Raw genomic sequence first — 20,071 nt, 5'->3', positions numbered from 1 at the left:
TTCTACTCCCGTGGGGGGCCGGCGACAAGGGAAGGCACAGCAAGCGGCCCCGTCGGCGGGCCGAGGGGCAAATGCGAGCACACGATCGCATGACGTGAGCCGTTCTCGTCCATCCCGGCAACGTTATAAATCTGTTATATATCGCGCCGGCGTCGCCGAACGTGCGGGCGGAATTCGATCTTGTGTACGTTTTGGTAGCGCGGAACCGCCATGTATAGACAAATCTGTCCACTGTGTCCGGTTGTTGCCATGCGCAGCTAACTGATCACCAATCGTCGAGTGACCCAGATCACCTGATGCCACTTCGGTGACGGACATCTGGCCTTGAGTAGGGACCGCGACTACCGCAGAGTGCTCACGCACGTGCCGACAGTGGCACGTGCTTTTCGCGGTTGTCCGCGCCTTCTCGTTCGTTTTGCGCCTGGGTGGAGTCGACACGTATGCGTGGTATCGGGTTGCTGTCCCGGCGGTGGCATGGCCGACGGACCTCGACGGAGGCGGTCCGCCCTCGTTGGCGGCGTCGTGCACACACCACCTTGGTGCTGTTCCTGTCCACGACACTCGTCGCGACCTCCGTGCCCGCCGCAGCGTGGGCGGTGCCCGGACCCGGCATGAGCCGCGAGGACACCCAGGTCCAGTTGCCGGACGTCCCGGAGAGCAAGCAGGTCGCTCAGAACGGGGAAGCCGACACTGACTTGCTGACCGCCGATCAGGTGCCGGTGGTCCCGTACGTGCCGGGGTCCGTCGAGCCGTGGCAGCAGGACAGCGGCGCCGTGGACCTGACCGGCGTCGTCGCTGGCGAGACCAAGAAGGTCGACGATCTGCCGGTCTCCCTCGGCGTACCGGACGGTGGCGACCCGGCCGCCCTCGCCGGGACCTGGACCGTCGACCTCGCTGCCCCCGAGGCGTCCCAGGCGGCCAGCGTGTCTGGCCTGATCATGAAGATCACGCCGCCGGCCACCGCCGACCCGGCCGCCGAGGTCGCGCTCCACGTCACCTACACGGACTTCGCCGATCTCTACGGTCCGCTGGCCGCCGACCGCTTCGGCGTCATGCTGCTGCCCAACTGCGTCTTCGACGCCCCCGACGCCGGCGACTGCGCCACCGACGGCGGCAGTGGGACGATGTCCGGTGCGGCGAGTGCCCAGGTGGTGCCCAGCGAGGTGAAGCTGTTGCCGGCCACCAAGGCATCGGCCCGCGGCACGGCCACCGCCAACGAGCCGACGCAGCGGGTCGTCACCGGCAAGGTGCCCGTGGGCTCGTTGCTCGGCGCACAGAACGCGACCGGTGGGCCCGGCGCCCGCACGGCCGCGGCGGAAGGCTCGAGTGTCGTCGGCGTGCTGGACACCGGAGCGTCGGCGGCCGGCGACTTCACCGCCACTCCGCTGCTCTCCTCGGGCTCCTGGGCGGCGGGTTCGTCGTCCGGCGCCTTCACCTACTCGTACCAGGTGCAGACCCCCGAGACGGCCGCCGGCCTGATGCCGAAGGTCGCCCTGTCGTACTCCTCGCAGTCGGTGGACGGCCGCACCTCGGCCACCAACAACCAGGCGTCCTGGATCGGTGACGGCTGGGACTACAGCGCGGGGGCGATCACCCGCAGCTACGCCAGCTGCCGGGAGGACTCGAAGAAGCCGGGTGCGAACAACTCCACGCACCGCACCGCCGACCTGTGCTGGGGCTCGAAGAACGCCACCCTGTCGCTTGCCGGCATGACCACCGAACTGGTCTGGGACGAGGGCAAGAAGGCATGGTTCACCGCCAACGGCGACGGCTCCAAGGTCCAGCTGGTGCAGGACACCAGCCTGGCGAACGGCGACGCCGACGGCGAATACTGGATCGTCACCACCCGGGACGGCACCCGCTACCACTTCGGCCGCAACCGCCTGCCCGGCTGGTCCGACCGGGGCAGCGCCGCCGACGACCCGGTCACCAACTCGGTGCTCACCGTGCCCGTCTACAGCAACCACTCGGACGAGCCCTGCTACAAGGCGGGCAACTGGGCCGGCTCCGTCTGCACCGAGGCGTGGCGGTGGTCCCTCGACTACGTCGAGGACATCCACGGCAACGCCATGAGCCTGTGGTGGGAACGCGAGACGAACCACTACGCCCGCAACTTCAACTTCAAGGACCCGGTCAGCTACGACCGTGGCGGCTACCTCGCCCGGATCGACTACGGGCAGCGCGCCAACACCATCTTCTCCGAGGAGCCCCTGGCGCGGATCTCCTTCAGCGTCGCGGAGCGCTGCTTCGCCGAGGGATCCCTCACCTGCACCGACGGCAACTTCGCCAGCACCAACCCCGACAAGTACCGAATCTGGTACGACACCCCGGCCGACCTGCGATGCGTCGGCGGCCAGAAGTGTTGGAACGCCTCGCCGTCCTTCTTCACCCGCAAGCGCCTCGACACGATCACCACGTCGGCGCAGCGGACGTCGGCGAAGTCGCTTCAGCTCGTGGACGAGTACCAGCTCAAGCAGTCGTTCCCGATCCTCAAGACCGGCCCGAACACCGCCCTGTGGCTGGAGTCGATCACCCGTACCGGCCACGGCAGGAACGACGACAAGATCGCGCTCAACGCGGTGCGTTTCGAGTCCAACACCGAGGACATGCCGAACCGCGTCAAGCGGGACAGCCGGCCCGGCTTCTCCCGGCTGCGGATCGCCCGGGTCATCAACGAGTACGGCGGCGAGACCGTCATCAACTACAAGGCGCCGGTGGACGACTGCAAGGAGGGCACCGGGCTACCCGGCAAGAGCGACACCGCCGCGCTGAAGGCCAACGACCGACTGTGCTACCCCGCCTTCTGGCATCCGGACCCGGCCGCCGAGGAGATCGACTGGTTCCAGAAGTACGTCGTCGACAGCGTCGAGGAACTTCCCAACCTGGATGGCGCGTACACCACCATCACCAGGTACGCGTACGGCAAGCCGGCCTGGCGGCTCGCCGAGCAGGAGTTCACCAAGAAGTCCACCCGCACGTACTCCCAGTTCGCCGGCGTCGACCAGGTCACCGTCCTCACTGGTGCCGACGATCCCGACATCGGCAGCAAGCGGACCAAGTCCGTCACCCGCTACTTCCGGGGCATGGGCGACAACGTCTCCGTGAAGGACGCCGCCGAGGTCGAGATCGCCAAGGACCGGGAGGCGTTCGCCGGCCGGGTCGCCGAGGAACTGACGTACGCGAACGCCGACGACGCCGACGGCAACTGGCTCACCCGCAGCGTGACGTACCCCGAGGCGCAGGAACTCGCGTCGCGCTCACGCGACGACGGCCTGAGCCCGCTGAAGGCGTGGCGGGTCACCGAGCCCCGGCAGACCTCGTACACCAGGTCCTCCGGCACCGGCGACGACGCCCGCACTCTGCGCAAGGTCGAGACGACGACGAAGTTCGATGACGCCCTCGGCCTGCCGGAACGCATTGAGTCCCTCGGTGACACCGGCAAGGACGGCGACGAGTCCTGCACCCGGATCGACTACCTGCACCGCGACGACAAGAACCTCATCGGGTTGACCAAGCAGATCCTCACCAGCCCGACGACCTGCGCCGCCGCCAACTTCGACGACCTCAAGACGCTGAGCTCCGCGGGCCGGGTCGCCTACGACGGGCAGGCGTACGACGTCGCCCTTGGCGCCTCGACCCGTGGCCTGGCGAGCCAGACCTGGTCGTTGAAGGGCGACGGCTCCGGCTTCCAGTCCGACGGCACCACCGGCTTCGACGCCATCGGTCGCGTCGTCAGCAGCACCGACCCGGACGGCAAGACCTCCAGGATCACCTACACCCCGGCCACCGGTCAGGCCACCAGCGTCACCGAGGAGAACTCGCTGGGGCACAAGCAGGTCCGGGAGCTGGACCCGGGCCGCGCGGTCACCGTCAAGACCACCGACCTCAACGACCGGGTCAGCGAGGCGAAGTACGACGCGCTGGGCCGCCTCGTCGAGGCTTGGGGCCCGGGGCGTACCCCGTCGTCCACGGCCGTCCCGGACTTCCGGGCCCAGTACACGGTTTCCGCCGGGAAACCGCCGTACGTCACCACCTTCAGCCGGGGGCACGAGAACCGGATCCAGACGTCCGTCACTATCTACGACGGCCTGGGCCGCGAACGGCAGAGCCAGGAGGAGGCCACCGGCAGCGGCCGGCTGATCACCGACACGGAGTACAACAGCTCCGGCGAGGTATGGCGGACCAACAACGCCTACCTGGCCAACGGATCGCCCAGCGGCCAGCTGTTCATGCCGTTCGTGGACCCGGCCAACCCGGCACCCGTACCCAACGCCACCCTCTACACCTACGACGGCCTCGGCCGCGTCACCCAGGAACTGCCCGTACTGGCCGGCAGCGAGCAGTCGGGGCGTGCCACCAGCTACGCGTACGGCGCCGACCACTCCACGGTGATCAACCCGGCGGGTGCGACCTCCTACCGGCTGTTCACCGACGCCCTGGGCCGCACGACCCGGGTCGACACCTTCACCAACACCGCCCGCACCGAGTTCACCACGATGCGGTACGAGCACGACGCGCGCGGCCAGATGGTGAAGGCCACCCACTCCGCCGACCCGACCCGCCCGTGGACCTGGACCTACGACCAGCGCGGCCGGCTGGAGACCGCCACCGACCCGGACTCCGGCACCACCCGGATGACGTACGACCACCGGGACCGGCAGCTGACCTCCACCAACGCCCGCAACGTCACCGTCTGGAACGGCTACGACCAATTGTCCCGCCCGACGCAGCAGCGCCTCGGCGGCAGCACCGGGACACTCCTGGGCGAGTTCACCTACGACACCGTCGCCGGTGGCAAGGGCCTGCCGGCCAGCGCCACCCGGTACACCGACGGCCTGTCGTACACCCAGACGGTCGGCGGCTACAGCGACGACTACCAGCCCACGTCGACGACCCTCACGCTGCCGCAGGCCATCGCCGACACGTGGGGCCTGCGGACCTCCTACACCTACGAATACAGCTACACCGACACCGGTCTGCCCGAGTCGACCACGCTGCCCGCCGTCGGCAGCCTGCCGTCGGAGAAGCTCCTCGTCCGCTACACCAAGGGCGGCCTGCCCCTGTCGGTGTCCGGTAAGGACTGGTATGGCGCGGAGACCGTCTACTCGCCGTACGGGCAGGTGCTGCGGTCCACCCTCGGCGCCCAGCCGTACCGGGTGTGGACGATGGCCTCGTACGACGACGCCAGCGGTGCCCTGAACAGCCAGCAGGTCTACCGCGAGCAGACCGGTGACAAGAGCGTCGTCGGCGGAAACCTCGTCTCGAACCGCTCCTACGCCTACGACGACGCGGGCAACGTCCTCGCGATCCGTGAGCAGGCGACCGGCATCGAGGAGCGGCAGTGCTTCCAGTACGCGCTCGGCCGGGTGAAGACGGCCTGGACCGCGAAGAACCAGGCGCAGTGCTCGCCGGGCCCGGTCAACGCGGACGGCTCCGTCAACGTGGCGGCCGGCCCGGACAAGTCCGGCTACTGGCAGGAGTACGAGTACGACCTGCTCGGTAACCGCACCAAGCTGGTGGAGAAGGACCTGACCGGCGCGACCGCCAAGGACGCCACCAGCACGTACACCTACGGCAAGGCCGACGGCAGTCAGCCGCGCACCCTCACCAAGGTGACCAAGAACTACGTCACCCCGGCCGGTGCTGCGGTCACCGCCGCCGCCGAGCGGCTGTACGAGCTGACCGGCGAGACGAAGTCCGTCACCTCGATCGAGAACGGCGACCAGCAGACCCTGTCCTGGACCTACGACGGCCAGATCGACCGGATCGTCGGTGCGGGCAGCAAGGGCAAGAGCCCGTACGTCGGTCTGGCCGGCAAGTGCCTTGACCTCACCAACGGACTCGCCACCCCCAACCAGCCCCTCATGCTCTACCCGTGCAACGAGTCGCCCGCACAGAAGTGGGCGTTCGCTGCCACGCCGAACCAGAGCAACGCCAACCTGGGCACGCTCGCCGCGTACGACACCTGGTGTCTCCAGCCGGCTGCCAACACCGCGGGCTCGGTCCTCGCGGTGCAGGCATGCACCGGCTCGGCGGGCCAGCAACTGGAACGCCTGTCGACGGGCCAGCTCAAGCACACCGCGTCCGGGCTCTGCGTCGCAGTCAAGGACGCGGCGACCACCGATGGCACGCCGATCGTGTTGGCCGCATGCGCCAATGTGCCCGCGCAACAGTGGGAGGCGCAGGACGAGACCCGGCACATCTACGGGCCGGGTGGCACCCGTCTCCTGACGATCCAGCAGCGCCAGGCCACCCTGAACCTGGGCGAGGCGCAGCTCACCGTGCAGCAGGGCGGGGTGCAGGTCTCCGTACAACGTTCGTACGCGGCGCCGGGTGGCACCGTGGTCCGTTACGCGAACCGTGCGGTCAACGGGTCCAACCTGCTGGCCCTCGCCGGCGACCACCAGGGCAGCACGTACGCCGAGATCGGCATGTACGACACGGCGATGCCGGTGCGGATCCGCAAGCAGGACCCGTTCGGCAACCAGCGTGGCACCACCCCGCTCAGCGTCAACATGCAGAACAACAAGGGATTCCTCGGCGCGGTCCGCGACGACGCCTCCGGCTACACCCCGCTCGGCGCGCGTCTGTACGACCCGAGCGTGGGTCGGTTCCTCTCCGCCGACCCGGTCCTGGATCTGACCGACCCGGCACAGTCCAACGGGTACGCGTACGCCCACAACAACCCGGTGACCCACTCGGACCCGTCCGGTCTGTCGGTGGCGCTGACCGCGTCGGAGACGGCGGCGGCGCTGGCGGGCGCGGGCCTGTCGGCGGCGATGGTCTCCCAGGCGCAGGCGAACATGGGCCGTTCGCTGATGTCGGTGATCCTCGATTCGGCGTGGTACATGCTGAAGGACTTCATCGGGATCAACGACGCCATCAACTGCTTCGGCGGTGACATGTGGGCGTGCGGCAGCCTGATCATCGGAGCGATTCCCTGGGGCAAGATCGGCAAGATCCCGGCCGTGATCCGGGCGATCGACCGGACGATCGCGGCGATCCAGGCGTGGAAGACCGCAAAACGGGCGGCTGAGGCTGTCCTGGCGGCTGTTCGAGCGGCGGAGACGGCGGCGCTGAACGCCAAGAAGTTGGCGATCGAACGGGCGAAGAAAGCAGCCCAGGCAGCCAAGAAGAAGGCCGCCGACAAGATCAACACGACCAGTAACAAGGCGACGAACGCCACGAAGAAGACCGGAAACCCGGTCCAGAAACAGGCCCAGGCGAAGGGCAACCCGAAGGGATCCTCGGCCGCATCGAGTGGCGCCGGCAAGGGCGGTGCCGGCAAGGGCGACTCGAAGCCCGGCGGTGCGTCGGGTGCCTCCGGCCGCAGTAATGGCGGGGCCAGCGGAGGAGGCGGCGCCGGGAAGTCTGACGGCGGCGAGTCGTGCCTCACCAACAGCTTCGTCCCGGGAACCAAAGTCCTGATGGCCGATGGATCCGCTAAGCCGATCGAGGACGTGAAGCCGGGCGACAAGGTCCAGGTCACTGATCCGGAGACGGGTCGGGTCGAGGTGGAGACGGTCACCGCCGCGATCAAGGGCGATGGTGTCAAGCACCTGGTGAAGGTCACCATCGACACCGACGGTGAGCAGGGATCAGGCACGGCCGAGGTCACGGCGACCGACGGTCACCCGTTCTGGGTGCCGGAGCTGAACGAGTGGGTCGACGCCACCGACCTGCGATCCGGCCAGATGCTGCGGACCAGTGCCGGCACCCTCGTGCAGATCACGGCGGTCGAACGCTGGACCACCCCGTGGGCCACCGTCCACAACCTCACCGTCGCCAACACCCACACGTACTATGTGATCGCCGGCAACACACCAGTGCTCGTCCACAACTGCAATACGACGATCTACCGAGTGCAGACAGACCACCCGGATAGCCAGCGGCTTTCCGTTGATGGGGGTGGCAACGTGTCGATTAATGGTGACGGGATGCTTCATCTGAACATGAGCGGAGATATTGCTCACTCCGAGCAGTTCCGTGGCTCAGGCGGACAGATCGTTGCCTTCGACGTCCCGACGTCGTACGTGAATAGTGTCAGGTCGGCGGCCATTAGCCAGCGCCGTCCCTCGGGGATGAGTCGGCGACAGTGGAATATATTCTCGGCGGGGCGTCCACAGATTGACGACCCTGGGAAGGGTCCGGACTTGTACGGCTTGCCATCGGAAATGTTTCCGGGACTCTTGGGGGCAATAATACCTGGATCTGGGAGGGTCTTATGACTCCGGACAGTGAGCTCGCTCGGACAAAGTCGCGTCCGGAAATAGGGCCATCAGGGCCTTTGGCTGCCTTCTATGTGGAGGTCGCTAGCTGGGATGAATCTGACAGGTTCGCGCAGCGTGTGAGGGAGCTTGTTCGTGCGGGCATTGAGGTGTCGGCTACATGTGACTTCGAAGCGGACGATTTGCCGGAAACGGGTCTTCCAGCCTGGATGAACGAGGCGGGCTTCCTTCAAGAACAGAATGATGCCAAGCTCAGATACTCTTTGCATCGCGGCGATGAGAGCTGGACGATGCAGGATCTCCTCTTTTCGTTTGACCCGCGACAGCGAAGTTGGGAATGGTGGGATATTACCCGGATTGCCGCAAATGTTGTGCAGATTTGGGTGGATTCACGAGGGGAGCCCGTGTTCGCGTGCGACGAGCTGAGGTGGATTTGTTACCTCAGCGGTGCGCGTTCCCTAGTGGGGCCTTTGCTCATGCCATCTGAGGCCTGGAAAAGTATGCCGTCTATCGGTATTGTGCCCGACTCGACCGGGGTGATCTGACGTAGATCCGTGACGGCCCGCAAAGGGCAAGCTCGATTGGCATTGGAGCGGATGAAGGCTGTTGGGCGGGTCGTCACGTGTCGATCCGCCCTTCGCCTCTGTGCGTCGCAGGGCATAGGTGCGCGTGCCGGTTGCTGTCAGGGCTGATGTCAGATACCTAGAACGTATGCGAATGGGTCGATCTAATTGTCGGGCTGGATGCCGAAGTTGCGGCTTCCTCGTTGGCACGGCGCGTAGCGGCGTGGCGTCGATCCCCGGAACCCGTCGCGTGGGTTGACCCGTGATGGGATCGTCACGGCCTTGATCGCTTCGACTGGGAAGCTCGCCTGGTCGCCCTGCTCGTCGCCTGGGCGCGTGCGCGCGGGCCGAAGGCTGTAGCGCGTGCGCGCGGCCCGGCTGGGCCGGGCCGTCTTGATTAGGTGAAGCAGTTTTTAGCCCAGTGGTTCCATCGGTGGCGGGGCTGCTGGGCTATGCCTTGGGGTTGCGGCGCTGCTTCTTCGGTGCCGGCTGGTCGGCGGGCTCGGAAGCTCCGCTGGCAGCGGCTCGTCCGAGGTTGGCTTCGTAGGCGGCGAGGTCGTCGGCGAGGTCGGTGTGTGCTTGTTGGAGGGTGGCGAGTTCTTCGGTGGCTTGCCAGGCGGCGGCGGTGTCCTTGTTCATGAACGCATCGACGATCTTGCCGCTGATGCGGTCGCGTTCGAGCAGGTAGAGGGCGAGGCGCCGGTTGAGTGCCGGGTTGTCGCTGATGACCGGGGTCTGGGTGGTTGCGGCGATGGGGTGGCGGTCGGCGTCGGTGCCGATGCGTTGGGGTGCCTGGGGGTGGACGAAGGTGCCTTTGCCGACGACGGCGTAGGTGAGGCCGCGGTGTTGCAGCTCGCGTAGCGCCCGTTGGGCGGTCATGGAGGCGACGCCGTAGGTGTCGGCCATGCGCCGGGCGGTGGGGAGCACGTCGCCGGGGGCGAGTTTGCCGGTGCGGATCTGGTCGACGATGTCGTCGACGACCCGTTGGAACAGGGCGCGTCGGTCGTCGGCGTCGTGCGGCATGTGCTGATCGTAGTCGTCTTGTCCTGATTGAGCTACACGGGCTACTCAAGATTCCTGGGTCAAACCCCTTGACTAGATCACGATTGTCACGTGAAGCTTAGGAAGCCTAGTAACCACGCCGTTGGGGTGTGGTGGGCGAACGAAGGAGAACGCTCGTGTTGGTACTGCCGATTGACGGTGGTAGGGGACTGCTGGTGCTCGCCGGGGCGACACCGCAGTTCAAGGACAAGGAGAACGGGGTTGCCGCCACGGACCGCGCCACGGGTGCGCCGTTGGTGGAGGTGCCCCTGGCGTTGACGGCCGAGGGCGGAACTCCGCAGGTGTTGCGGGTGTCGGTGCCGCAGCCGTCGGTGCCGAAGGACCTCGCGGTCGGCCAGTGGGTGAAGGCGTCCGGGCTGACGTTGGTGGCGGGGGAGAAGAACGGCCGGCCGTGGCAGATCTTCCGCGCGTCGGCGTTGACGGCGGTGAAGCCTGGATGACGACGATCGATTCGAATCATCTGAGATTGCTCACCCTGCTTCCCGCCGTGCTGCTGGGCGTGGCGGCCATCGTGGTGGTCGTCTGGCTGGCCGCGCACCTGCTGCGGTATCTGCTCACTGACGCCGAGATCCGGCCCGCGATGCGTGTTGGCTGGCGGATCCGGTGGACGTGGCGTCGGACCGCCGTGCGGGTGGGCCTGGTCCAGACCGAACGCGTCCGTCCGCCGTTGTGGTCGTCCCGGCCGCAGACGGTGGTGGTGCGGCGGGAGCTGGTTCCGCCGGTCCGGGTACGGGCGCGACGCTGGGGTGTCGAGGTCGATGCTTCCACGGTCGGCCGGCTCGGCCTGGCCGAATTCCAGAACGCCGCCGGGCATCTCGCCGACGCGTGGCGGGTGCCGCAGGTCCGGGTAGCGCAGGTCCGTCCCGGCATGGTCCGGCTGCGGGCGCTGCTGGTTGACCCGCTGACCCAACCGACCGCCTGGAACGGGCAGACCACCACCGCCGACCACGTGCAGACATGGTCGGCGGGTGTCGACGCCGACAGTCAGCCGGTCACCATCCGCTCGTCCGGGGTGTCCGGGGTGGTGATCGCGGGGCTGGCCGGCTTCGGCAAGACCTCGCTTCTGAACGCCCGGTTCTGTCAACTCGCGCCGAGTCCGGCGGTGCAGTTCGTGTTGATCGACGGCAAGGGCGGCCCGGACTACGACGAGCTGTTACGTCGGGCGTGGCTGTCGGCGAAGGATGACCCGGAGCAGGTCCGTGATCATTTGGCGCGGGTGCATGAGCTGATGACGGGTCGTCAGCGGTGTATCCGGGCGGTGCTCGGGGTGAAGAACGTGTGGCATCTCGGCCCGTCCGCCTCGTGGCCGCTGGTTGTGGTGGTGATCGATGAGGCGCACACGTTTTTCAACGAGTCCAAGGGCACCGACGTCGAGTCGAAGAAGCGCGATGCGGTGTCGCGGCAGACGGCCCGGCTGGTGGAGGAGTTGGTGCGTAAGGGCCGCAACGTCGGTGTCCAGGTGATCCTGGCGACGCAGAAGGCGACCGGGGATGCGATCCCGACGAAGATCCGGGACAACTGCCAGGTCGCGGTCAGTTTCGCGCAGCGCACCAGCGAGGCGGCCACGGCGGTGCTCGGCTCGGACATCACCGGCTTTCCGGATGAGCATCCGCGCCGGTTGCAGGACCCCGCCTACATCGGGGTCGCCTCGATGGTCGCCGAAGGCCGGCCCGGGTTCACCCTCGTCCGCACCCCGTACGTCAGTGACGCCACCGCTGGCCGGATCGCATCGGACACCGCCGCACTGGTGCGTGACCCGCTGCGGCTGCTCGCCGACGCCGCCAGGGCAGAACGTCCCGGCAGCCAGGACAGGGAGGGCGGCGGCTCATTCCGCCAAGAACACCCCGCCGCTCTCCCCGCAAGCAGCCCTCCCACGAGTGGAGAGGAGCTGCGCCGATGATGCCATCCACCCCTCATGGCGACCCCGACACCCTGCTCCGCATCGCCGCCGCTCAGGAGGTGGAGGGACGGGTCGGTGTGTGCCGGCATCCGATCCGGTTGACAGGGCGTGGTCTGCTGGTCGAGGCCGGCACCGGGCGTGTCCTCGCCGACACCGGCGACCGGCAGACGATCATGGTGCGGTGCCGTAACCGGCGTGCCGCGCGGTGTCCGGCGTGTTCGACGTTGTACAAGCTCGACGCCTTCCACCTGATCGCCGCCGGTCTCCGCGATGAGCCCACCACCGTGGCCCGGCCGCGGGTGTTCGTGACGGTGACCGCGCCGTCGTTCGGGCCGGTACACCTCGGCCCCGCCCGGCACGGTGTCCTGCGTCCCTGCCACCCCGATCGGTCCGTATGCGGTCGGTGGCACCTGCCGGACGATCCGCTGATCGGCACCCCCCTCGAACCGGACGGCTACGACTATCCGGGGCAGGTGCTGTTCAACGCCCAGGCCGGAATGCTGTGGGCGCGGTTCACCACCGAGGCACGCCGCACGCTCGCGGCTGTGGCGGGTCTGTCCCGGCGCGAGGCTGCCCGGCAGGTGCGGATGGCCTTCGCCAAGGTCGCCGAGTTCCAGGCGCGGGGAGTGGTCCACTTCCACGCGATTGTCAGGCTCGACGGGCCGGACGGCCTGCCCACCCCGCCGCCGACCTGGGCCACAATCCCCGTCCTGGAAACCGCGATCCGCCGGGCGGTCCCCGTCGTCGCCGTCGCCACGCCAGCGGTCGTTGGCGGGCGTGTGCTGCGGTGGGGTCGGCAGGTCGATATCCAGCCCCTTCCCGCAGGGGATGTGGTGGTGGCCCGGTACGTGGCGAAGTACGCCACGAAGACCGCCGAGGCCGTCGGCGTCGACGTGCCACCGCTGTTCTGCCGCGCATGCCGAGGCGACGGCTTGCGCCCCGCCGATGGGGCTCGCCGTTGGTGTCGGGTCTGTTCGGGCACCGGCCGGCGTCCCGGCGTCAGCCTCGACCGGCTTCCCGCGCACGGCCGCGTGTTGGTGGAGACCTGCTGGCGGCTTGGTGGACTGCCCGAACTGCGAGGGCTGCGGCTGCGCCGGTGGGCGCACCAGCTCGGCTACCGGGGCCACGTCACCAGCAAGTCACTGGCCTACTCGACCACCTTCGCCGCGCTACGTGGTGAGCGGCGCCGGTGGCGGCTGACCCGCCACGCCGAGGCTGTCGGTGTCGACCCGAGCACCGACCTGCTCACCGTTGGGGACTGGCGCTACACCGGCCAGCTCGGGGAGGGCATGTGAGCAGTCCTGATCTATTGACGGTCACCGACGTGATGGCCCGGCTGCAAGTCGGCCGGCACACCGTCTACGACCTCATCCGCTCCCGCCGGCTGCATTCGGTCCGCATCGGCCGTTGCCGCCGCATTCCCGCCCGGTCCCTGGCCGGCTACCTCGACTCACTGACCAAGGAGGCCGATCATGGCCGGTAGAAAGGCCAACGGCGAAGGCACGATCTTTCAGCGCGCCGACGGCCGATGGTGCGGCGCCGGCTACGTCCTCGCCGCCGACGGCACCCGTAAGCGCATCTACGTCTACGGCACCACCCGCCGCCAGGCGGCCGACAAGCTCGCCGAGAAGCTGGCCGACTCGAACCGGGGCCTGGTCGTAGCCGCAGACCCGAACCTCACCGTCGGCGAGTACCTGACCGCGTGGCTGACCGGCGTCGCCCGGCACCGGCTCCGCGCCACCACGTACGTCACGTACGAGTCCCTGGTCCGCCGGTTCCTGATCCCCGGCCTCGGCGCACGCAAACTCGGCACGCTCACGGTCCGGGATGTGCGGACCTTCCTCGACCGGCTTCCGAGCGTGTGCCAGTGCTGCGCGCAGGGCTGGGACGCCAGACGGAACCCGACGCATCCGGTCAAGGCCCGTCGGCCGCGCTGCTGCGCGATCGGCAGCTGCTGCAACAAGCACATCCGCCCGGCGACAGTCCGCTACATCCGGGCAGTCCTCTCGGCTGCGCTCGCGGACGGCGTCCGCGAAGACCTTCTCGGCCGCAACGTCGCCAGCTCGGTACGGCTACCCACCCCGCGCAGCGACTTCCAACCGTTCACCGCCGGCGAGGCACGCCGCTACCTGCTCGCCGCCGCCTACCACCGCCACGGGCCCCTGTTCGAACTGGCCCTCCGCACCGGACTACGGCGAGGCGAACTGCTCGGCCTGCAATGGGACGACATCGACCTCGACACCGGACACCTGTACGTACGGCGCACCCTGGCCCGCACCCGAGGCGGCCCGACGTTCCAGCCGGTCAAGACCCACCGCTCCGCGCGGCGCATCGTCCTGCCCCGCGACTGCGTCACCGCACTCAAGCGCTACCAAAGGCGGCAGGACATCGACCGGCGCGAGGCCGCCGACGAGTGGACCGAAACCGGGCTCGTGTTCGCCAACAGCACGGGCGGGCCGATGGACCCGGCCGCAGTGCACCGCCACCACCAGGCCATCTGCGAACTCGCCGACGTCCGCTACATCCGCTTCCACGACCTGAGACACACCTGCGCCACGCTGCTGCTGGAACAGGGCGTGGACCTGGTGACGATCAAGGACCTGCTCGGTCACGCGCAGATCCATACCACCGCCGACATCTACTCTCACGTCCGGCTACGCCTGCAACGCCACGCCGTCGAATCCATGGACCAGGCGCTGCAACCCGATCAGCCCGACGACGACTCCGACACCACCTCCGACGACTGAACCCGACCAACCGAGAACGCGCCCCGCCGGGATCACCGCCCCGGCGGGGCGCTCTCGCTACTGTGGCGGCCGTCGGATGGCTCGTAGGGCCAGGTGAAGAACCGGCGATACAGCGTCCCCGACGTGGTGGCCGGCATGTCCACGCACGCCTCGACGAAGAACCGCGACAGGTAGAGCATCAGCGACACCCGCGCCCCGGCGAACTCCGCCAACAACTGGCGCTTGCGCGACGGGCACGGCCACGCCAGCCCACACCCCGCACAGCTCCACGCCGGGCGAACCGGCACGTGCATCGACATCGCTGCTCATCCCTCCGGAGACGTGTGGTCTACGGTGGGAGGGCCGGGCACGCACCCGGGTATGAAGACTGCCGATCTTCGTAACCGGTCCCGGCCCTCCCGGAACAGCACCAGCCAGGTCCGGACTCGATGCACGTCCCCGCTGGGCCTGCCACCAGGATCAGCGGAAAGAGATGACCATGGAACCACCGCAGAGTCTTCCCCCGTCTACACCCGACACCGCCGACCTCGGCGCGAAGCTGCGGGCCGCCCGTGAGGCCGCCGGTCACAGTCTTGCCGGCATGGCCGCGCTCACCCACTTCAGCAAGCCCTACCTCGGCCTCGTCGAAACCGGCCGCCGCCCTGCCACCCCCGACGTCGTCGAACGCTACGAACACGCCCTCGGCGTGCCGATCGGTACCCCACACGACCCGGTCCGGCTTACCCACGAATGGCTCATCGGCGACCCACCCGTCCCCGCGCAGCTACGCGCCGGCCGTCGTATCGGCACCGGGCTCATCAGGGCGCTGGAATCCCGGGTGATCGAACTTCGGCACCTGGACGACACCGTCGGCAGCCGCACCCTGCTCCCCGTCATCCGCACCGAACTCGACCAGGCCGAGCACCTCGCCCGCACCGCCTCTTACACCGATGCCTCCGGTAAACGGCTGTACACCGTGATCGGTGAACTGGCCCAACTCGCCGGCTGGGTCGCCAGCGACGCCGGCCGCTACCCCGACGCCCAACGCCTCTACATGTCCGGCGTCACCGCCGCCGACGTAGCCGGCGACCGGGCACTCGGCGCGCAACTGCTGTCCAGCCTCGCCTACCAGATCACCAACGTCGGCAAACGTGAAGACGCGCTGCTCATCGCCCGGTCCGCCGTCACCGGCGCCCCCGATGCCAGTCCACTCGTACGCGCGCTGCTGCTGGAACGCCTCGCCTGGGCCGCCGCCCGAGCCCGCGACACCGACACCACCCGCCGTGCCCTCGACGCCGTCGACGACGCGTACGACCAGCGTTCCGGCAACGTCGCCGAGCCCGAATGGGTCTACTGGCTCAACCGGACCGAGATCGATGTCATGGCCGCCCGCTGCCTCATCGAACTCGGCCAACCCGCCACCGCCGAACCCCTGCTGACGCGAGCACTCGCCACCTACAACCGCGACCACGCCCGCGAGGTCGCTCTCTACCAAACCTGGCTCGCCGAAGGCCACGCTCGTGCAGGCGAGTTCGACGCCGCTCGCGCCGTCCTGCGCCGCATCGACAGCACCGCCATCGACGCCGGGTCCGCACGCCTCCACCGCCGCATCGCCGCCGTCGATCGCCTCATCGACCGCCGCGCACAGAAGAAGCCCGCCAACAGCACCAGACGACCGACCGAGTAGACGCCCCGGCCGACGGCTCGCTCAGCCCGACGTGCGCCCACGTTGCTGTCACGACTGCGGTCAAAATCGTCGACAATCGATTAACTGTCGACGGGAGGTTGAGCGAAAGCCCAGCTCCCTGCCAAGATCGACACCATGACGTCGCCGCAGCCGCCGTAACAACGCCACACGTACTATGTGATCGCCGGCAACACACCGGTACTCGTACACAACTGCGGTGGCGACACTCCTGCGCCGTACATGGCGGGCAAGCCACTCGGGCCGGAGCGGCCGGACGCTAATCCGCTTCAGGGCACACGGTACACGGAGAAGGTTCAGGAGCAGATCAAGAGTGGCGATGATCATGCGTTCCCTGCGTCAATTGACACCTTGCCAACGATGCGGGATACGTCGATGGTCAAGGGGGGTGACGGGATTTCACGTCTGCATGTAAAGCTTCCCGGCTCCGTGAATGGTTCGAGGGGTACGTTCCATTGGATTGTTGAGTCTGATGGTTCGATTAACCATCGATTCTTTGATCGGAGGATGAAGTAACCATGGTCAGCGAAGTTCAGTCCAACATGCTCAGTTTGCTGCCTCCTGACCTGGCTGAACTTGCCTTTGATCTCAGTGCGGTCGCTGGATCGAAAGAGTACTGCTTTCCCCTCTCCGCAGCTCCTGCAGTGCTCAAAATACTTCTGGTGAACGGTGTGGCTCTGCTTGGCGGAGACCTTTGGGAGTTTAAAAATGGCGAGTACTACCCGTCAGGTGAGAACTGGTACACGGAGTCTGTGGAAGGGGAGCTGGCAGAGATTCGTGAGGCGCGAGTTGGAGCGACCGCAAGACAATTCTTTGCCCGCTATGCGAATGCGGGCGACAGGCGAGTCACGTTCGTCGTGAAGTCCAACCCGGCGGCCTCCTGATGCTTAAAGTCGGAGTAACTGGATAGGTGTCTCTGTTTGGGCAGGTAGGAACGGTTGAGGAGACGATCAGGTGGTGGTGGGGATCCAGGGGTTGCCGGTGGCGGCTTGGATCAGGGCGTCGAGGGTGTTGATGCCTTGTCTGGTCGCGGTGGCGGTGTAGCTGCGGATCGCGGCGAAGTGCTGCGCGCCGGTGAGGGTGCGCATGCTCCCGGATACTTTGATCCGCAGTTTCGGCATCCGGATGGTCTGCTCCGCCGCATTGTTGTCGAACGGCACGGCAGGGTTGGTGACGGACCGCAGGTAGTCGGCTCGCCGCTCGCGTAGCCGCAGGAACAGGTTGTGGTGTTTGCGTTCCAGCGGGGTGGTCCGGGCGGTGGTCGCTTCAGCGCCGAGGATCACGGCGGAACGCAGCAGGTGTAGCGGTTCGGCGATCACCCTCTGGTCGGGTTCGCGGTCCTCGGCGCGAGCGGCGCACACGAGCCGCCACAAGCTGGTCAGGGCGGTGATGGCCTGCTGGGAGAGGTCGGCGACCTGCCCGGTGGCGGTGTCAGTGACATACACCAACTCCCGCAGCACGTGGGCGTTGCACAGGGCGTGGGTGGCGGCGGTGTAGGTGTCGTACGGCGCCCACGCGTCGTGCACCGCGACGCCGGTGAACCGGGGCAGCACGTCGGCGTCGTTCATCGCCTCGGTGCCCCGTCGAGGGTGCACGCTGAGCAGCACATCCGTGGCGGTGGAGGCGGAGTGCAGCCATGCCAACTTCCCGGCGGTACGCAAGCCGGTCTCGTCGAAGTGGGCCACCGGCGCGGCTGCGACCCGGTCGCCGATAACCGGCAACACCTTGTCGATGATCCCGAGGGCGGTGCGTTTGACCCAGCACGCCACCGTGGTGGCGGCGACCGGAACGCCGAACAGGTCGGACAGCGCCTCAGCGGTGCGACTGACCGACAGGAACTGCCCGTGCAGCAGGTACACCCCGATCGCGGCCAGCCGCGGCCCGTAGGCCACCGGTGCGGTCGCCTGCGCCGGCGCTGTGCCGGTGGTGCGCTGTCCGCAGGGGCAGGCCACCGTGACGATCTGATGCTCGGTCACCACGATCTTCGGGTCCGGGATGTCGAACACCTGCCGGCGGGCCACCCGCACCGGTAAGGCGCCGGTCAGACCGGCACCACACCCCCCACAGGCGGCCGGAACATGCCGGACGATCACATCAGGGTCGGCGACCTGTTCCAGCGTCGTCCCCGGCTGCCCGGCCGGACGGCCCGGACCCCGACCCGATCTTCCCCGCAGCGACTTCGGCGCCGGCTTGGCCAGCCCATCCGACGACGGCGGCTTCGACGAGTTCGACGACGACTGCTTCAACCGGGCCTCAAGCTCAGCGACCCGGCCCAGCACCTGCTCCAGCCGAGCGGTCAAATCCGCGACCACGCCCCCACCGCGAACAGCCTCGTCCCCGGCGCCGCCGCCATCGTCACCGACGACCACGGTCGCGTGCTGTTGCAACGGCGCACCGACTCCGGCAACTGGTCCCTACCCGGCGGCGCCATGGACATCGGCGAAACCCTTCAACAGTGCGCCGTCCGCGAGGTCAAAGAGGAGACCGGCCTCGACATCGAGATCACCGGCCTGCTCGGCATCTACACCGACCCCGCGCACGTCATCGCGTACGCCGACGGTGAGGTCCGGCAGGAGTTCACCGTGACCTACCTCGCCCGAGTCACCGGCGGCACGCTGACCGTCAGCGACGAGTCCACCGAGGTCCGCTTCATCCAGCCCACCGACTTCGCCCACATCCCCATCTACGACACCGTCCGACTCCGCCTCCACCACCACGCCGAGCACCGCGACACCCCCTACCTCGGATAACGCCACCCATCGATGCCCTGACCACTGAAGGGCGTGGACGTCTCCCCAGGTTGCCGGCACCGTCGCCGTCAACACCGATAGATTTCGATGCAGCGAGTTGGTGCCACACGCGAAAGGTCAGGTGAAACGCCATGAACGCGTAAGTCACACTGCGTGACGGGGTGAAAATCCCACACGTACTATGTGCTCGCCGGCGATGCGCCGGTGCTCGTACACAACTGCAACGACGCAGCGAAGCACAGCGTGGATAACCTTGCGGACTCGCTAGGCGACGATGTGGTATTCCGTTACACGACCGAAGGTGATCACGCCAAAATTATGGCCGGCGGTGTGGTAACTGCGAACGCAAAGGGCGTCACATACTTTACAAGGGAGATGCTTAGCTTTAAGGAAACGAGCAACGCGCTCTTCATGGGAAGGGGTGGGGACCGAGGAACTCACCTGATCGCGTTCAGGTTGCCCGCTGGGACTAAACTGGCGCCTGGCTCACAACCCAACGAGCTCGTGCACGCGGGGTCGTTCAGGTTCAAACTCGATGACGTGGTTTTCCATGGCCCGAATCCATTCGGATGATGAGGAAGTATGTTCGAGATCGACAACGTCGACGAGCTTTACGCACTTCAGAAGGGTTTGATGGAGATCCGCTTCAATGCGGCCGATGTGGATTGGGCGGTGAAAGGTAGCCCGTTCCTGAGTCGCGTACATGAGCGGCTAGTTGAGACGATCATTGCGCATCACGAAGCAATCGGGGAGTCGCGGAAGGCGCAAGGTTGGCGTGATTGGCGTCGCTTCGAAGCGCGAGCAATGGAACGCCCTGCCGTACGCGATTACCTGGCTGAAATGTGGGGTGAGTTACCTACGCCGGAAGTCAAGAGAGAGGCTGTGGTCGATCAAATGCGCCCGTTCGTCTTCTCGGATGAGAACGTAACGGAAATGATCGCCGAAATTGAAGCAGAGTGGCGCAAGCGGGCGGCTCTTTGATTTCCAAACGTTCGACCCTGATTCTTCGTGGGTCTGGCGTCGATCGATGACCAGCGAGCTTGCATCGTTGTTGGTGGATGTATCGGCTCTGTTGGGTGTGGTTGTGGGCCGGCTGTCGCGCCGGTGGCGTGGTCTCCTGGGGTTCCTCCTGGTCGT

At 67.3% G+C, this 20,071-nt stretch carries 14 protein-coding genes; 11 read left to right on the top strand and 3 right to left on the bottom strand.

Annotated features, from left to right (window positions below):
• Window positions 1–440 precede the first annotated feature (440 nt).
• A complete protein-coding gene (locus AB0H52_RS03220) occupies window positions 441–8,228 on the top strand; it encodes a ricin-type beta-trefoil lectin domain protein (RefSeq protein WP_357944936.1) in 7,788 nt (2,595 codons plus the stop codon).
• 119 nt (window positions 8,229–8,347) lie between these two features.
• Window positions 8,348–8,773, top strand: coding sequence for a hypothetical protein (locus tag AB0H52_RS03215; RefSeq protein ID WP_151488195.1), 426 nt, complete (start codon window positions 8,348–8,350; stop codon window positions 8,771–8,773).
• 468 nt (window positions 8,774–9,241) lie between these two features.
• On the opposite strand, the gene AB0H52_RS03210 is transcribed toward AB0H52_RS03215, so the two are convergent.
• On the bottom strand, window positions 9,242–9,814 hold the full coding sequence (locus AB0H52_RS03210; protein WP_151488194.1) for a GntR family transcriptional regulator: 573 nt from the start codon (window positions 9,812–9,814) through the stop codon (window positions 9,242–9,244).
• Between the two features lie 155 nt (window positions 9,815–9,969).
• Between AB0H52_RS03210 and AB0H52_RS03205 the strand changes: the two genes are divergently transcribed.
• The 5 genes from AB0H52_RS03205 to AB0H52_RS03185 are packed head-to-tail and all read left to right on the top strand — an operon-like array spanning window position 9,970 to window position 14,500.
• Window positions 9,970–10,293, top strand: a complete 324-nt coding sequence (locus AB0H52_RS03205; protein ID WP_151488193.1) for a hypothetical protein — start codon at window positions 9,970–9,972, stop codon at window positions 10,291–10,293.
• Window positions 10,290–11,753 (top strand): FtsK/SpoIIIE domain-containing protein, encoded by a 1,464-nt coding sequence (locus AB0H52_RS03200; protein ID WP_357944930.1) that lies wholly within the window; start codon window positions 10,290–10,292, stop codon window positions 11,751–11,753. The genes AB0H52_RS03205 and AB0H52_RS03200 overlap by 4 nt, the downstream gene beginning before the upstream one ends.
• Window positions 11,750–13,048: a replication initiator gene (locus tag AB0H52_RS03195; protein WP_357944927.1), complete on the top strand. Its 1,299-nt coding sequence runs from the start codon at window positions 11,750–11,752 to the stop codon at window positions 13,046–13,048. The genes AB0H52_RS03200 and AB0H52_RS03195 overlap by 4 nt, the downstream gene beginning before the upstream one ends.
• Entirely contained in the window at window positions 13,045–13,236 is a 192-nt protein-coding gene (locus AB0H52_RS03190; RefSeq protein ID WP_018802379.1) for a helix-turn-helix domain-containing protein, read from the top strand. Before AB0H52_RS03195 ends, AB0H52_RS03190 begins: the two co-directional genes overlap by 4 nt.
• Window positions 13,226–14,500: a site-specific integrase gene (locus tag AB0H52_RS03185; RefSeq protein ID WP_357944924.1), complete on the top strand. Its 1,275-nt coding sequence runs from the start codon at window positions 13,226–13,228 to the stop codon at window positions 14,498–14,500. The genes AB0H52_RS03190 and AB0H52_RS03185 overlap by 11 nt, the downstream gene beginning before the upstream one ends.
• Window positions 14,501–14,532: 32 nt before the next feature.
• Here AB0H52_RS03185 and AB0H52_RS03180 read toward each other — a convergent pair whose 3' ends face one another.
• On the bottom strand, window positions 14,533–14,799 hold the full coding sequence (locus AB0H52_RS03180) for a flavin reductase (RefSeq protein ID WP_151488189.1): 267 nt from the start codon (window positions 14,797–14,799) through the stop codon (window positions 14,533–14,535).
• 173 nt (window positions 14,800–14,972) lie between these two features.
• On the opposite strand from AB0H52_RS03180, the gene AB0H52_RS03175 reads away from it, so the two are divergent.
• Complete coding sequence (locus tag AB0H52_RS03175; RefSeq protein ID WP_151488188.1) at window positions 14,973–16,166, top strand: helix-turn-helix domain-containing protein; 1,194 nt, start codon at window positions 14,973–14,975, stop codon at window positions 16,164–16,166.
• A 536-nt stretch (window positions 16,167–16,702) separates the two neighbouring features.
• Window positions 16,703–17,068: a hypothetical protein gene (locus AB0H52_RS03170; protein ID WP_151490960.1), complete on the top strand. Its 366-nt coding sequence runs from the start codon at window positions 16,703–16,705 to the stop codon at window positions 17,066–17,068.
• A 66-nt stretch (window positions 17,069–17,134) separates the two neighbouring features.
• On the opposite strand, the gene AB0H52_RS03165 is transcribed toward AB0H52_RS03170, so the two are convergent.
• Complete coding sequence (locus AB0H52_RS03165; protein WP_357944920.1) at window positions 17,135–18,571, bottom strand: IS66 family transposase; 1,437 nt, start codon at window positions 18,569–18,571, stop codon at window positions 17,135–17,137.
• On the opposite strand from AB0H52_RS03165, the gene AB0H52_RS03160 reads away from it, so the two are divergent.
• Both AB0H52_RS03160 and AB0H52_RS03155 read left to right on the top strand, forming a co-directional pair.
• On the top strand, window positions 18,464–18,934 hold the full coding sequence (locus AB0H52_RS03160; RefSeq protein ID WP_357945094.1) for an NUDIX domain-containing protein: 471 nt from the start codon (window positions 18,464–18,466) through the stop codon (window positions 18,932–18,934). The genes AB0H52_RS03165 and AB0H52_RS03160 overlap by 108 nt on opposite strands.
• A gap of 582 nt (window positions 18,935–19,516) precedes the next feature.
• The gene (locus AB0H52_RS03155; protein WP_357944917.1) at window positions 19,517–19,915 is read left to right on the top strand and encodes a hypothetical protein; all 399 of its coding nucleotides are present in this window, start codon (window positions 19,517–19,519) and stop codon (window positions 19,913–19,915) included.
• Window positions 19,916–20,071 lie beyond the last annotated feature (156 nt).

The organism is Micromonospora sp. NPDC050695, assembly GCF_040654415.1.
Taxonomy (GTDB): Bacteria; Actinomycetota; Actinomycetes; order Mycobacteriales; family Micromonosporaceae; genus Micromonospora.
This window is presented reverse-complemented; position numbering and strand designations above follow the sequence as displayed.